Genomic DNA, 14,519 nt, shown 5'->3' with positions numbered 1-14,519 from the left:
GGTCAAGCCAGCGATGGGTCGCTGGCCATGCTGCCGGACTGCCTGAAATGCGGTTGCTCCAGAGTACGGAAAAATAGAAAAAATCGGGTTTCAGGCGGCTTGGTGCTGTTCGAATTTTTCCTGGCAGGGAACGCAGCGCGATGCTTCGGGGCTGGCCTTCAGCCTTGGCGCGGGGATGGGAGCCGCGCAGTCGATGCATTCGCCGTAAGTGCCTGCTCCGATGCGCGCCAGGGCTGCGTCGATCATGGCCAGTTCGCTGGTTTCGCGCTCGCCAATGGCAAACTCCAGTTCGCGCTCGGTGGCCACCTGGGCGCTGGAGTCCTCGCGCCGCTCGAAATGGTCGGCTGCCGCTTCGGCGCGGCCCAGCGTGCCGCCACGCTGGTCGCTGATCTGCGCCAGGATGGCGGTGCGTATGTCTGTCAATTGCTGACGGTAAGACGTTGCTTGTTCTGGGGTCATGGGAGGGGCTCCTTGGTAAATTTAAGTTCATCATGCACCCGCCCGTAATTTTCGTCATTGACAAGGGTCAACGGGCGTAAAACGCCGACGCAGCGCCCGCATCGCCTGCCTGCATGAAGCAATGCCAGTCGATTTTTCAGCGATATTGCCGGCGCATCAGGATCTGCCCGAAGATTTGCAGGTAAGCTTTCACCCCACTGTGCCTCCATCCAACCTTCCTCCACCTCCACCCCTTCCGCCGCGCGCAAGTCGCGGTGCCTTGGCCCTGCCCGGCATCCGGAGCATCGGCGTGGCCCAGCCGCTGAAATGGCTGGCACGCGGTGCCCGCGACATGCGGCGCGGCGGCTGGCTGAGCCTGCTGCACGGCCTGGTGCCTGCCGCGTTCGGCGGCCTGCTGGTGCTGCTGGCGCGCGACCGCTTCTGGCTGCTGGCCGGTGCGTTTTCGGGTTTTCTGGTGGTGGCGCCGGTGCTGGCCACCAGCCTGTATGCCATCAGCCGGGCGATTGAACGCGGCGAGCCGGTCGATCTCCGGCTCATCGTCAACACTTGGACGCGCTGGCAGTACTCGCGCTATGCGGCCAGGGGCGGCTACTGGAGCATGGTGCGCTTCGGCCTGCTGCTGGCCCTGGCCGGCACCGGCTGGGTGCTGACGTCGGCCGCGCTGATCACTCTTTTGGCGCCCGAACCCGTCAAGACGCCGCTGGATTTTCTGCGCTACGTCGTGCTGGCGCCGGGCCACTATGTTTTCGAACTCTGGATGACCATGGGCGGCCTGCTGGCGGCGCCGATCTTTGCCTCCAGCGTGATCGCCATGCCCTTGCTGCTCGACCGCCGGGTCGATGTGCTGCAGGCGGTGCTGACCAGCTGGCAGGCGGTGCTGACCAACCCGGTTCCGCTGGCCTTGTGGGCGGCGCTGATTTTGGTGCTGACGCTGCTCGGCCTGGGCACGCTGCTGCTCGGCCTGGTGGTGGTGCTGCCGCTGCTGGGCCATGCCAGCTGGCATGCCTATCGCGACCTGGTTGATGCCAGTTCGCTGCCCGAACGCCTGCCGCCGGAGGGCGCCGCCTGATGTTCGGCTATTCAGAGGAGCAGGTGGCCGCCTTTGGCCTGTCGTTCGGCGTGGGCGCGTTCATGCTTTACATGCTGTTCATCATCGGGCAGCTGGCGTGGTCGTCCAAGGCTGGAAAGTTCGGCACTTTCGTGATCTTTCTGGGCTTGGCCTTTGGCATGGTGGGCTTTGTCGCCAAGTACTTCATCCAGTGGATGCTGGAGAAATAAAACGCTAGCCCTGGCTGCTGTTTTTGAATAAAAAAACCAGTCTAGCGCAATACCCGTAAGCGTAAGCAGCTATTAAATATATAGCATGCAATGACCCTTGAAAATCGGGCTGGCCGTAGCTGACGATTCGGTCTTGACACAATCAGACCATGAAAAATGACTTCAAAGGCAACAAGCAGGCTTTGCCGAGCAAACTTTGCTCCGTCTGCGGCCGCACCATGACCTGGCGCAAGGCCTGGGCGAAAAACTGGACCGAGGTGCTGTACTGCTCCGATGCCTGCCGGGCCAGGAAAAAGCACAACGGCGCAGCGCCATGACCGGGGTCCGTGCTGCATTGGCTGCGGCCATTCCGGCCCAGCCGGGGCGGCTGCGCCATCTGGTGATGGTGCTGGGCGACCAGCTGGACGAACAAGCTTCGGCCTTCGATGGCTTTGACGCCGAACTCGATGCCGTCTGGATGGCTGAAGTGGCCGAGGAGTCCACCCATGTGTGGTCGGCCAAGCAGCGCATCACCCTGTTTTTAAGCGCCATGCGTCACTTTGCCGACCAGCTGCGCGAACGGGGCTGGACGGTTCACTACACCCGGCTGGACGACAGCGGCAACTGCGGCACGCTGGCTGGCGAATTGCAGGCTGCCACCGCCAGGCTGGCACCCGAAGCGCTGGTCATGACCGCGCCGGGCGACTGGCGCGTGCTGCAGGCCATACGCGAGGCGGCGAAAGCTGCTGGCACGCTGCTCGACATTCGCGACGACCGGCATTTTTTCAGCACCGTGCGCGACTTTGCCGCCCATGCCCAGGGGCGTAAGCAACTGCGGCTGGAATACTGGTACCGCGAATTGCGCACCAAAAACGGCATCCTGATGGAAGGCGGCAAGCCCGAAGGCGGGCAATGGAATTTCGATGCCGACAACCGTGAATCCTTTGGCGCTGCAGGGCCGGGCGTGCTGCCGCCGCGCAGCGTCTTTGCTCCCGATGCCATCACGCAGGGCGTCATGGCGCTGGTCAATTCGCGTTTTTCCAGCCATCCCGGCAAGCTCGACAGCTTTGGCTGGCCGGTCACCCGGGCGCAGGCGCTGCTGGCGCTCGACGCCTTCATTGCCCAGCGGCTGCCGCTGTTCGGCCAGTACGAAGACGCCATGTGGAACGGCGAAACCTGGCTTTACCATTCGCATTTGTCGTCGTCGATGAACCTCAAGCTGCTCGGCGCGCGCGAAGTCGTCGAGGCGGCGCAGGCTGCTTACCGGGCAGGGCACGCGCCGCTGGCTGCGGTCGAAGGATTCATCCGGCAAATCCTGGGCTGGCGCGAATTCGTGCGCGGCATCTACTGGACGCAGATGCCCGACTACATCGAGCGCAACGAACTGGATGCGCAGCAGGCGTTGCCCGGTTTTTACTGGACCGGCCAGACCGACATGACCTGCCTGCGCGACGCCCTGACGCAAACCCTGACCCACGGCTACGCGCACCACATCCAGCGCCTGATGGTCACCGGCCTGTATGCGCTGCTGCTCGGCGTCAAGCCGCAGGCGGTGCATGCCTGGTATCTAAGCGTGTATGTCGATGCAGTCGAATGGGTCGAGCTGCCCAATGTGCTGGGCATGAGCCAGTTCGCCGACGGCGGGCTGATGGCCAGCAAGCCTTACGCCGCCACCGGCAAATACATCCAGCGCATGAGCAACCACTGCAAGGGCTGCCGCTTCGATCCGGCCGAATCGGTGGGCGACAAAGCCTGTCCCTTCACCACGCTGTACTGGGATTTTTTAATGCGCCATGAGGCAAAGCTGGCCAAAAATCCGCGCATGGCCCTGCAGGTCAAAAACATCGCCCGCTTGAGCCCTGAAAAGCGCGCTCTCATCATCCAGCAAGCGCAGTCTCACCAGTCCGCCGTCAACCCTCCCGTTTCCCCATGACATCCTTTGTTTTTGAACCCACCTTGCAGGCCGCCCATGAACGCATCAAGGCCGTGCGCCCGCAGGACTATGCGCGCACGCGCAATGCCCTGGATGGCGCTGTCACCCGGCTCTCGCCCTACCTGACGCATGGTTTTGTCTCGCTGCCCGAGGTGTATGCGGGCGTGGCCTCAAGCTTCCCGCTCGATGACCAGCACAAGTTTGTCTTCGAGCTGGGCTGGCGCGCCTATTTTCAGCATGTGTGGAGTCATCTCGGAGCAGGCATTCACCAGTCGCTGCACGAAGGCCTGATGCCAGAGGCTGCCTATGCCAACGAGCTGCCCGAAGACATCGTGCAAGCCAGAACCGGCGTGCCCGCCATCGACTGCGCGGTGCGCGAGCTTTACGCCACCGGCTATCTGCACAACCATGCGCGCATGTGGCTGGCCAGCTATGTGGTGCATCTGCGCAAGGTCCACTGGCATGTCGGCGCCGAATGGCTGTATTCACACCTGCTTGACGGCGACCTGGCCAGCAACCACCTGAGCTGGCAGTGGGTGGCCGGCACCGGCAGCAGCAAGCCGTATGTGTTCAATGCCGAGAACGTGCAGCGTTATGCGCCTGCAGCCTGGCACAGTCCGGGCAGCGTCATCGACACATCGTATGAGGCGCTGGACCGCATGGCCCGCAGTGCGAAGCCGGCCATTGCTGGACGCAGCGCCGCAGCCGGCGTCAATCAGCCCGAACGGTTCAGCCTGCCGCCACGGCCGGACGATTTTGCTCCGGTCGATGCGCAGGCCGTTCAGGGGCGAGATGTCTGGCTGGTGCATCCGTGGGCACTGGGCGCGCTGCCCGACGACCTGCCCGCAGGCACACTGGCGCTGGGCATAGCTCTGGCAGAGTTTCACGAGCAGCATCCCTGGACAGCGCAGCGCTGGCACTTTGCCACCCAGCGGGTGCGGCAACTGGCGCCGCTTTGCTGGTATGCACCCGCACAAACCATTGGCGCTGCCCTGCGCTCGGCGCGCTCGGTGCATCTGCTGTCCGACCCGCACTTGCGCGCCGTCGGTAAGCCCTGGCTGCCAGCCCTGGTCCGGCAGCATGCCGCACCCAGGCTGTTCACGCCGGTGGCCGAACTCTGCGGCAGCTTTTCGAAGTGGCGCAGCCGCACCAGTCTGGTTCGCTGACCTGCGCAGACCATAGAAAACGCTTCTATCCTACGCAGGGATGCGCAAATTGCCGCGCTTGCCGCAAAGCTCGACCATTAGCATCGCTCCAGAGAAAAAAGGGAGCAGGGTGATGATTTCTGATCGTGTGAACAAGTTGGGCATGTCGTCGGACCGTGCCTGGTACGCCATGGCCGCCGGTCTGCTGTTTCTGCTGCTTCTGGCTGCCCTTGTGCAGGTGGTGAACGGTCAGGTCATACAGGCGCATCTTCGCCAGGCGCAATACCAGGCTGCGCAAACCGCCTTGTCCGGTTGTGCCGCCAACTATTCCGGCGCGGCGCGCAGGCAGTGCAGTGCGCAAGTCAATGCACGGCTTGCGCTGGACTCAACCCATTTCCCCGAGGTTGAAGTGCAGACGGGCGTCCAGCTGGAGCCGCCGGCCGTGCTGGCCGGGCAGGGCTCGTCGACCGGGTCGCCTGGCCTGGCTACGCACCGCTTCACCGAGGCAGTTTTTGTCCGCCACTAGGGCGGGGCGGGCTGTGGACGCGCAGCCAGCGCTGACTTCACAGGGTTCGCCACCTGTCCCGCCGATTTGATTACCATCGGCCTGTTGACCACTTTGTATCCGGAGGCACCATGAAATGGGAAGGCAATCGAGAATCTAGCAACGTCGAGGACCGGCGCAGCAGCGGCAGCGGCAGCGGTTTTGGTGGCGGTGGCGGCTTGCTGGGCGGTCGCAGCATCGGCATTGGCACCATCGTCGTGGCATTGCTGGGTGGCTGGATGTTCGGCATCAACCCGCTGACCCTGCTGGGCATGCTCAGCGGCGGCGGCGCGCCCACCGCGCAGGTGCAGAGCCAAGCCCCCGCGCAAAGGCCGCCAGCCGACGACCGCATGGCCGCCTTCGTCTCCACCGTGCTGGCCGACACCGAAGACGTCTGGAAAGACGTGTTCGCCAAGGGCGGCGGCACCTACCAGGAGCCCCGACTGGTGCTGTTTCGCGGTGCCACGCAAACCGCCTGCGGCCAGGGGCAGGCCGCCATGGGGCCTTTTTACTGCCCCGGCGACCAGAAGGTCTACATCGACCTCGGGTTTTATGAAACCCTGAAAACCAAGCTGGGCGCGCCCGGCGACTTTGCGCAGGCCTATGTGATCGCGCATGAAGTCGGCCACCATGTGCAAAACCTGCTCGGCATCAACGAAAAAATGGAGCAGATGCGCGGCCGCGTCAGCAAGACCGAGTACAACGCGCTGAGCGTTCGCCTGGAACTGCAGGCCGACTGCTTTGCCGGCGTCTGGGCCAACCATGCCCAGAGCGCTCGGCAGATCCTGGAGCAGGGCGATGTCGAGGAAGCCATGAACGCAGCGGCCCAGATTGGCGACGATGCCCTGCAGGCCTCGGGCCGGGGCGCCGTGGTGCCCGAAAGCTTCACCCATGGCACCAGTTCCCAGCGCCAGCGGTGGTTCGACACCGGCCTGAAGAACGGCAGCGTCAAGGCCTGCGACACCTTTGGCGCCCGCAACCTGTAATTTCATTTCGATGCAAGGCCGCCCGGGCTGCCGTCCGCCGGCCGGCGCAGCGCCTGAAGAACTCCTGAATCCATAGCGGCTTGCGCAGATGGGTATTGCGCAAGGGAGCGATTTGATCATAATCAGACGAAACTCAACGGTGTGAATGAACTCCGGGCTGCCCGGCCCGCCATAAGGGTCCGAGCCCGGCGATTCAGACCTTTCAGACACCTTCCATCCAAATAGGCCACCCCTCCATGAACATACTCCTGACCGGCGGCGCCGGCTATATCGGCAGCCATACCTGCGTCGCGCTGATCGAGGCGGGCTTCACGCCGGTGATCCTGGACAACTTTTCCAACAGCCATCCGGCCGTGCTGGAGCGCCTGCAGCAGATCACCGGCCAGCGCATAGCGTGTGAAAAAGGCGATGTGCTCGACACGCCGTGGGTGGGCAGCGTGCTGGCGCGCCACCAGATTACTGCCGTGCTGCACTTCGCCGGCGACAAGGCGGTCGGCGAAAGCGTGGCCCAGCCGCTCAAGTACTACCGCAACAACATTGGCGGCGCGGTCAGCCTGCTGGAGGCGATGCAGTCCTCAAGCTGCCGCACGCTGGTGTTTTCGAGCAGCGCCACGGTCTATGGCGACCCGGCGTCGGTGCCCATCACCGAAAGTTTCCCGCGCAGCCACACCAATCCCTACGGCCACACCAAGCTCGTGATCGAGGACATCGTGTCCGCGCTGCAGGTGTCCGACCCGTCCTGGCAGCTTGGCGTGCTGCGCTATTTCAACCCGGTCGGCGCGCACCCGAGCGGCCTGATCGGCGAAGACCCGAGCGGCATTCCGAACAACCTGATGCCTTTCGTGACGCAGGTGGCGATTGGCAAGCGGCCTTTCCTGAACGTGTACGGCAACGACTATCCCACGCCAGACGGCACCGGGGTGCGCGACTACATCCATGTGCAGGACCTGGCCGAAGGGCATGTGGCCGCGCTCCAGTCGCTGCTGGAAACGAAAAAAAGCTTTACCGTCAACCTGGGAACCGGCCGGGGCAACAGCGTGCTCGAAGTGGTCAAGGCGTTTGAAAAGGCCAGCGGTCGTCCAGTTGCCTACCAGATTGCCCCGCGCCGGCCGGGCGATGTGGCGCAGTGCTATGCCGACCCCGCGCTGGCGCAGCAGTTACTGGGCTGGAGCGCCAGGCGCAACCTGGCCGACATGTGCCTGGATGCCTGGCGCTGGCAAAGCGGCAACCCCGAAGGCTATATTTAAGCGAAATAGGCTTTTTGCGCAGGCCAGCATTGCGTGAGCAGCTATTAACTATATAGCGGCAAGAGGGTTGGCCGCCGCCTCGCACGAAAGCCGCCCTGCGTGGTTGTTCATCCCGCAAAGGCCGCGTTGCGGTTCACCAGCATGACATCGGGGCTCATCGAGATCATGCGCGCGGGGCCGAAAATGGTGGCAAAGGCAACATCTTTCGCGTCGCGTCCATGCGCCAGGCGCACGATCTGGTCCAGCGGCGACATGGCGGTCGGGTCGAACAGCACCCAGCGCCCACCCAGATAGGCCTCGAAGACGGCGTGAAAATCCGGCGGCGGTTCGTCGAACGTGGCATAGCCGCTGACCAGCCGGGCCGGAATGTTCAGCGCCCTGCAAAAGGTCACCGCCAGGTGCGCAAAGTCCCGGCAGACGCCTGCCCGCTGCGTGAAGACTTCGCGCGCTGTCGTGGTGGCATTGGTCGATCCGATGCGGTATTCGATGTTGCCGCGAACCCATTCGCAAATCGCCTGCACGCGCGAGTAGCCCTGAGGCAACTGGCCAAACAGTTGGGCGGCATTCGGCCCCAGAAGGTCGGATTCGCAGTAACGGGTCGGCAGCAGGTAATGCAGCATGTCGTCCGGAATGTCGTGCACCGGCACTTCCGGCGCATTGACATCGGCCGGTTCGATCATGCGGTCAACCAAGGCCCGGTAGACCACCTTGAGCGGGCCGGGCTGGGCCTGAAATCGCAGAAAGCGGTTGCCCGACGGGCCGTCGCAATAGGTGCGAAAAGGCGTTGGCGGCTCGATCTGCAGGCTTTCCTGGACCAGCGTCTGGCCCATGCCGTTGGCCACATGGATCAGAAATACAAATTCAGCCAGTCCATCGATGACATAGTCCAGCGTCGAATCAATTTGCAGCCGGTTGCTATTGAACGGCTGCGCCATGGTGGCGGTGGGGGCCAGCTCGTCTTGTAACGACAAGGCAGGGCTGGGGCTGTTCGTCAAGGTATCGTTCATCAGGGTTCCTGCGGGGCAATGGGAGGTCTTGAGGCATGGCTCAAGCGAATTCGAAGGCTTATGAATTAAACCAGCCCTGGCGGAGCCGGCACATCGGCAGGCCGGAACTGGCGGCGTAGGACGAAACCCGCCGTTGCGGGCTGTTTGATCCGATTCAGCTGCGCTTGCGGACCTGGACGGTGACATCCATGCCCAGGAAGTCTCCGGGCGCGCCGTGCCACGATCCCCTGAGCGGCTTGGCCAGGCTGGCGTGGCGAGCCACGCCCACGGGGATGAGGTCGGTGCCGCCGATCAGGTTGTTGGTCGGATCGAACGGAATCCAGCCGGCGTCAGGCAGGTAAACCTGCACCCAGGCATGCGTGGAGCCGTTGCCGTGGCTGTGCTGGTCCTCGGTGTCCAGCCAGGGCGTGTACAGGTAGCCTGAAACGAAGCGTGCCGCATAGCCGAGCCGGCGCACCGCCTCGATCATCAGGGTCGCAAAATCCCGGCAGGCGCCGCTTTTGAGCCGCAGCGTGTCATACGGTGTCTGCACCCCGGGATTGAGGCGCACGTGGTAGCTCATGGTGTTGCGGATGAATTCCGTCATTTCCGCCAGCAACTCGCGGGTGCCGGTGGTCTCGTCAGGCCGGATGAACTGGTTCGCCCAGGCCTGCAGGATGCCGCTGGGGTCGTCATAAAACGGCGTCAGGTAGTGGTGCAGCACCAGGCGTTCTTCGGCTCCATACGCCAGCGGAAACTGCTGGGCGCGCGAGCTCATGGGAAAGTTGACGGCGCGGGTGCCGGTGTGTTCAACCGACGACATGCAGACCACCTCCAGCTCGTTCGCCGGGCTTTGCGGCTGGATCATGGCGATGGAATTGGAATAGGCATCCTGGAACATGCGGATGTCCACCGGGCTGGGCGTGACGCGCATGTCGGTGGCCAGCACCCGCAGGTCATGGCTGTCGCGCGGGCGAAACTGCACCCAGTGCTCGCCCAGCATGACCTGCTGGGCATATCGGTAGTGGGTGGTGTGGGTGATGTCGAAGATGGCGGACACGTCAAGGCTCGGCTGTTGATGATTGCAGAGCGTCCTCTTTTTGACTCAACGGTGCAATCAGTGATCAACAGACAAGGCTGTCGGATGCGTCCTACCTTGACCGGGGCGGTGCGCTGCAGCCCCGCAGGCGGGCCTACAGCCGCGCCAGCAATTCGGTTTTCTTGGCGTTGAAGTCTTCATCGCTGATGATGGCCCGGCTTCGCAGGTCGGCGAGCTTTTCGATCATCAGGAAAATGTCGGCATCAACTGCCACGGCGTTGCCAGTGCGGGACTGCGATTCAGGCTGGAGCGCGAAAGGGGCTTGCGGCCCGGAGGCGGCCGGCAGGTGCTCGGGCAGGAATTCAGGAATAGCTGCCTGAATTGGGGCGAAGCCGTTCGTGTTGCCGGCAACGTTAAGGTTTTGCTGCACGCCATTGATCGATATCACCGGCAGACGGGTCACATCCACCAGGCCGTACTGGCTGGAAAAGGTGACGGAGCCGCCGTAGGACTGCTGCTGCGAAAAGCCGCCGATCTGGTGGTCCTGCGTGTCATAGACGGTGACGCTGCCATTCAACTCGATGGCCAGGCGGCGCGCCTGCGCAAAGTACGCATAGCGCACGCCGTTCTGCGCGCCGGTGCTGTTGGGCCAGCGCAGGTCGGCCGGCCACCAGTCAGGCGAGGTGCCCGGGGCGGGCGCGACAAACAGGCTTGCCGAAGGATTCATGGGCGCATGGGCGTCCTGGTTCGAGCCGCCGCCAGAATGGCTGGTCTGCTGCTGGCCGCCCTGGTTTTGCGACTGGAAGCCACCTAGCTGAAGCAGGCCGGGCTGGTTGGCCAGCAGCCTTGAAAGTTCGGCGCACAGTGAATCGACGCGGCCCTTGAGCTGGCCGTTGAACATGTCGGAGACCATGGTCATGCCGCCGCGCATCCACTGGCCGGAGCCGCTGAATTCGAAATGGTTGAACTGCGCCATGCTGCCGTTGCCGTTGATGACCGATTCGAGCATGCTCGCGACCGCCTCCGGGCTGAAGCCGTGGCGCTGGGCGATGTCGTTGACGGCCTGCTGGCCGCTGTTGGAAAGTTGCTTCATGGGAGTGACTCGATGTGTAAAGTGAAAAAAACGCAGCGAAAAAAAGAGTCTGCCAAGGCTGCGGCCGGCCGGCAAGCCGCTGCATCAAGGCTCAGCCCTGGCAATCCGTTGCTAGCTGCTTGCCTTGCCGGACTGCGCCCTCCAGCGGCAGCGGCGTGACGGTCACTCGCACCGCAAGATCCTGCTCGCCGCCGCCCAGCACCACGCCGCGCATGGGCGTGACATCGCTGAAGTCGCGGCCCCAGCCCAGGGTGATGTGGTCGTGCTGCACCAGGCAGCGGTTGGTCGGGTCGAAATCGACCCAGCCCAGGCCCGGGCAAAAAACCGACACCCAGGCATGCGACGCATCGGCACCGATCAGGCGCGGCTGGCCGACAGGCGGGTGCGTCAGGATGTAGCCGCTCATGTAGCGCGCAGGCAGGCCCAGGCTGCGCAGGCAGCCGATCATCAGCTGGGCAAAATCCTGGCATACGCCCCGGCGGCCGCGCAAAACCTCTTCCAGCGGCGTGGAAATGTCGGTCGCGGTGCCGTCGAACTCGAACTCGTCAAAAATCCGCTCGGTCAGGTCGAGCGCGGCATCCATCTGTGGCCGGCCCGGTGTGTAGCTGATGCGCGCAAACGCTTCGAGTTCAAGGCTGCAGCTCACATGCGGTGAGGCATACAGATAACGGTAGGCGTCGGCCATGGCGGCGTCCATGCCTTGCTGCAGCCGGTCGCGCAGGCTTTCCCATGAAGACGTTCCCTCGATGCCGCCCGGATCGAGCCGCCGCATCAGCGCGACCGTCGATTCGGCATGCACCAGCAGGCTCTGGTGCGGAGCGGTGATGGTGATCTGGCGGGTCTTGTTGCCAAAATAATCCATCCCGTCCACGCCATCGTTTTCTATCGGCGTCACCCACACCTCGTGCGACTCGATCTGCTGGTGGGCGAAGGACCTCGGCGTCATGTGCAGGAATTGCTGCGACAGCGTGACCGGGCTGCGGTAGCTCACTTCGGTTTCGTGAACGACGTGGTAACGGGCGCGCGCGGCAGCGCTCAGGGGCAAAGGATTCATGCTGTCTGCGTCTTCGTTGGATGGCTGCCGGTGTAGCTGAAGAATTGAACGCTGACCCGTTCCGACATTTCCGCACTGGCCACCTGGATGCGGTAGAGCAGCTTATTCAAGTGCGCATTGCCGCAATACAGGTCCGTGTCGGGATCCAGCAACACCAGTTCGTTCCTGAGCAGCTCCAGTTGTTCTTCGCCACACGAGCCGTAGGTCAGCGATATCTTCGTCAGGCTTTTCAGGACGCCTTTGAGCTGGAACAGGATCGAGCGGGTATTGCTCTCGTCGAGCAACAGCAGGTCCAGCACCGGCAGCCATTCGGGCTGCACGCGATAGCGGGCGCGGTAGGTGATGATGCAGTCGGACAATTCCAGCAGCCAGTCCAGGCTGCCGTTGGCTTGCATGCTAAGTGCATGCTGCAGCGTCACCGCCTGGAACTGCAGGCGTTCCAGGCGCCGGCCCAGCGACAGAAAACGCCAGCCCAGGTCCCGGGTCATGCCGTCAAGGGCAAAGCCGGACATGGTCATCAAGGCGGTGGTGGCGTTGTCAAGAATGGCCATCGCTTCCGACTGGGACAGCCGGGCATCGGCGCCGGACACGCTTTGCACCATCTGGTTGAAGGCGCGCCAGTTGTCAACGGAAAAGCGTTCGCGCAACTGGCTGGCGCTTTGGTAGAGCTGCTGCTGCTGCCTGGCCAGCCCCGGCACGTCGGGCGAAGCCACTGCCAGCATCAGTTCTGCCTCGACCTTCGTATCACTCAGGAGCGCTGCCACCTTGCCGGCCTGCGCCTGGCTTTGACTTTGCGTGCTTTTCCGCAATTCAATCAAGCCGAACCAGGTGCACAGCGCCACCACCGTCGGCCATTCATCCCCGCGATTTGCCGGTCCCACATTGAACAGAAAATTCAGCGCGACCCGCAGCAGGCGGGCGGTGTTGTCGCAACGCTCGGCATTGCGGCCGAACCAGAAAAGATTCTCCGCCACGCGGCTTGAAAGATGGGTGTCGTCGCGGATCAGGTCCTGGCAGGTGATGGTGCGTTTGAGCAGGTTGGGCACCTCGACCTGGTTGCTGGCCTGTATCCAGGTGTCCTTGCTGCCGCCCCCGCGCTGCATGGTGATGATGCGCGAATCCACGCCTGTCGCCACGCGGGTCAGTCCGCCCGGCATCACGACATAGCCTTTTGGCGTAGCGCACGCATAGACCCGAAGGCCGATGGCACGGGCGTTCAGGCCGCTGCCTGCCTCAGAACTCAACACCGGCGCCTGGGACAGCCGGACCAGTTCCTGGGCCACGTAGTTTTTGGGATTGGCGCGCATCTTCTTGATGAAGGCCGTGCGCGCCTCTCCGGTCAGGTCTTTGCCAAAAACGGGAAATTCCCGGAGCTGTGAAAAGCTTGGTTTGATGACGAGCTGGTCAAGCCGGTTGATCACCACTTCCAGCGCAGCCGGTTCGCCACACCACCAGGTTGCCACGGACGGCATCTTGAGCTCCTCGCCCAGCAGTCGCTTGCACAGCGACGGCAAAAAGCCCAGCAGCGCACCCGACTCCAGCAGGTTGGAGCCCAGGCTGTTGGCAATCAGCACATTGCCGCGCCGGGCCGCCTCGGTCAGTCCCGCCACGCCCAGCGCCGAGTCTGTGCGCAATTCAAGCGGGTCGCAGTAGTCATCATCAACCCGGCGCATGATCACATGCACCCGCTGCATGCCGGACAGCGTCTTGTGCCAGACCATGCCACCCCGCACCGTCAGGTCACTGCCTTCAACCAGCGGCAATCCCAGATAGCGCGCCAGGTAAGCTTGTTCGTAATAGGTTTCGTTGTACGGCCCGGGCGTCAGCAAAACAATCAGCGGCGCTTCGCTGCCCCGCAGCGGCACGGCACCCTTGCCGCTGGCTGCGCACTGGCGTCCCCAGGTGGCCAGGCTTTCGCGCAGGGTGTCAAAAAAGCCCGCCAGGTGCTGGACGTTCAGGTCGCGCAGCAGATCAGGAAAGGTCCGCGAGATGACCGAGCGGTTTTCCAGCGCATAACCGGCGCCCGAGGGCGCCTGCGTCCGGTCGGCCACGGCCCACCAGCGGCCGTTGGGTGCCCGTGCCAGGTCGATGGCGTAGAAATGCAGTGCAATGCCGTCCTTGTGCCGCATGCCATGGCATGGACGCAAAAAGCCGGCATGGCCATGAATCAGCGCTGGCGGCAGCAGCCTTTCCGCCAGCATTTTTTGCTCGCCATAAACATCGATCAGCAGCCGGTTCATCAGCGTTGCGCGCTGGATCACCGCCGCCTCGATGCCCGCCCACTCGTCATGCGGCAGGATCATCGGCAGGACATTGAGGTCCCAGGGGCGCTGCATGCCTTTGTCGTCGGTGTAGACGTTGTAGGTCACACCGTTTTCGCGCACCTGGCGCTGCACCGATTCGGTGCGCTTGCGCATCACGTCAGGCGCTTCGTGCGCCAGGCTGTCCAGGAAGGTGCGCCAGTGCGCGCGTGGCTGGTTCGAGCCATCCAGCATTTCATCAAAACTGTCGGGCGAAGCGGGGTAACCGGCAAGCAGTTGATTGAGCATCGGATCGGGTATTTCTCTGGAGCGCATTCGTTTTAACCAGCCAGCAACTTTTTTAGTATCAAATATACCTTTTGCGCAATTCCTGTATACGAAAGCAGCTATAAATTCAGTAGCAAAAATTGGTCAGGCGCCTTGCGCCCCCGTGATGGAAGGTCAGCGTGATTTCGCTCCAGCAAAAACGCGGATGACTCAGAACGAGGCATCCGCGTTGGGGAGGACAGCGTAAG

General features: G+C 63.1%; 14 protein-coding genes. 8 read left to right on the top strand and 6 right to left on the bottom strand.

The genetic code is table 11. The features are described from left to right. Nucleotides 1-90: 90 nt before the first annotated feature. Nucleotides 91-459, bottom strand: coding sequence for a TraR/DksA family transcriptional regulator (locus tag ACP7AD_RS00530; RefSeq protein WP_426145062.1), 369 nt, complete (start codon nucleotides 457-459; stop codon nucleotides 91-93). A 259-nt stretch (nucleotides 460-718) separates the two neighbouring features. Here ACP7AD_RS00530 and ACP7AD_RS00525 point away from each other — a divergent pair, with 259 nt between their 5' ends. From ACP7AD_RS00525 to galE, 8 genes are all read left to right on the top strand, one after another. Then, on the top strand, nucleotides 719-1,528 hold the full coding sequence (locus tag ACP7AD_RS00525; RefSeq protein ID WP_426145061.1) for a DUF2189 domain-containing protein: 810 nt from the start codon (nucleotides 719-721) through the stop codon (nucleotides 1,526-1,528). Further along, the gene (locus ACP7AD_RS00520; protein ID WP_029523834.1) at nucleotides 1,528-1,737 is read left to right on the top strand and encodes a DUF2788 domain-containing protein; all 210 of its coding nucleotides are present in this window, start codon (nucleotides 1,528-1,530) and stop codon (nucleotides 1,735-1,737) included. Before ACP7AD_RS00525 ends, ACP7AD_RS00520 begins: the two co-directional genes overlap by 1 nt. A 149-nt stretch (nucleotides 1,738-1,886) precedes the next feature. Further along, nucleotides 1,887-2,054 carry a DUF2256 domain-containing protein gene (locus ACP7AD_RS00515; protein WP_426145059.1) on the top strand — a complete coding sequence of 56 codons (168 nt, stop codon included), beginning with the start codon at nucleotides 1,887-1,889 and terminating at the stop codon, nucleotides 2,052-2,054. After that, nucleotides 2,051-3,649 carry a cryptochrome/photolyase family protein gene (locus ACP7AD_RS00510; RefSeq protein WP_426145058.1) on the top strand — a complete coding sequence of 533 codons (1,599 nt, stop codon included), beginning with the start codon at nucleotides 2,051-2,053 and terminating at the stop codon, nucleotides 3,647-3,649. Before ACP7AD_RS00515 ends, ACP7AD_RS00510 begins: the two co-directional genes overlap by 4 nt. Continuing rightward, on the top strand, nucleotides 3,646-4,815 hold the full coding sequence (locus ACP7AD_RS00505; RefSeq protein ID WP_426145057.1) for an FAD-binding domain-containing protein: 1,170 nt from the start codon (nucleotides 3,646-3,648) through the stop codon (nucleotides 4,813-4,815). The genes ACP7AD_RS00510 and ACP7AD_RS00505 overlap by 4 nt, the downstream gene beginning before the upstream one ends. A gap of 112 nt (nucleotides 4,816-4,927) precedes the next feature. Next, on the top strand, nucleotides 4,928-5,320 hold the full coding sequence (locus tag ACP7AD_RS00500; protein ID WP_426145056.1) for a hypothetical protein: 393 nt from the start codon (nucleotides 4,928-4,930) through the stop codon (nucleotides 5,318-5,320). A 110-nt stretch (nucleotides 5,321-5,430) separates the two neighbouring features. Further along, entirely contained in the window at nucleotides 5,431-6,324 is an 894-nt protein-coding gene (gene ypfJ, locus ACP7AD_RS00495) for a KPN_02809 family neutral zinc metallopeptidase (protein WP_426145054.1), read from the top strand. A gap of 236 nt (nucleotides 6,325-6,560) precedes the next feature. Beyond that, nucleotides 6,561-7,571 carry a UDP-glucose 4-epimerase GalE gene (gene galE / locus ACP7AD_RS00490; protein WP_426145052.1) on the top strand — a complete coding sequence of 337 codons (1,011 nt, stop codon included), beginning with the start codon at nucleotides 6,561-6,563 and terminating at the stop codon, nucleotides 7,569-7,571. Nucleotides 7,572-7,678: 107 nt separating this feature from the next. Here the strand turns inward: galE and ACP7AD_RS00485 are convergent, their stop codons facing one another. The 5 genes from ACP7AD_RS00485 to ACP7AD_RS00465 form a co-directional block, all read right to left on the bottom strand. Further along, complete coding sequence (locus ACP7AD_RS00485) at nucleotides 7,679-8,578, bottom strand: transglutaminase-like domain-containing protein (RefSeq protein WP_426145050.1); 900 nt, start codon at nucleotides 8,576-8,578, stop codon at nucleotides 7,679-7,681. Between the two features lie 154 nt (nucleotides 8,579-8,732). Next, nucleotides 8,733-9,617 (bottom strand): transglutaminase family protein, encoded by an 885-nt coding sequence (locus tag ACP7AD_RS00480; protein ID WP_426145048.1) that lies wholly within the window; start codon nucleotides 9,615-9,617, stop codon nucleotides 8,733-8,735. A gap of 133 nt (nucleotides 9,618-9,750) precedes the next feature. Then, the gene (locus ACP7AD_RS00475; protein ID WP_426145046.1) at nucleotides 9,751-10,689 is read right to left on the bottom strand and encodes an SHOCT domain-containing protein; all 939 of its coding nucleotides are present in this window, start codon (nucleotides 10,687-10,689) and stop codon (nucleotides 9,751-9,753) included. A gap of 91 nt (nucleotides 10,690-10,780) precedes the next feature. Further along, a complete protein-coding gene (locus ACP7AD_RS00470; protein ID WP_426145045.1) occupies nucleotides 10,781-11,743 on the bottom strand; it encodes a transglutaminase family protein in 963 nt (320 codons plus the stop codon). Beyond that, nucleotides 11,740-14,292: a circularly permuted type 2 ATP-grasp protein gene (locus tag ACP7AD_RS00465; protein WP_426145044.1), complete on the bottom strand. Its 2,553-nt coding sequence runs from the start codon at nucleotides 14,290-14,292 to the stop codon at nucleotides 11,740-11,742. Before ACP7AD_RS00465 ends, ACP7AD_RS00470 begins: the two co-directional genes overlap by 4 nt. Nucleotides 14,293-14,519: the final 227 nt, after the last annotated feature.

The organism is Polaromonas sp. DSP2-3-2b2 (genome assembly GCF_049895905.1).
Classification (GTDB): domain Bacteria; phylum Pseudomonadota; class Gammaproteobacteria; order Burkholderiales; family Burkholderiaceae_C; genus Polaromonas.
Note: the sequence above shows the minus strand (reverse complement) of the source record. Positions and strands in the feature narration are given on the sequence as shown.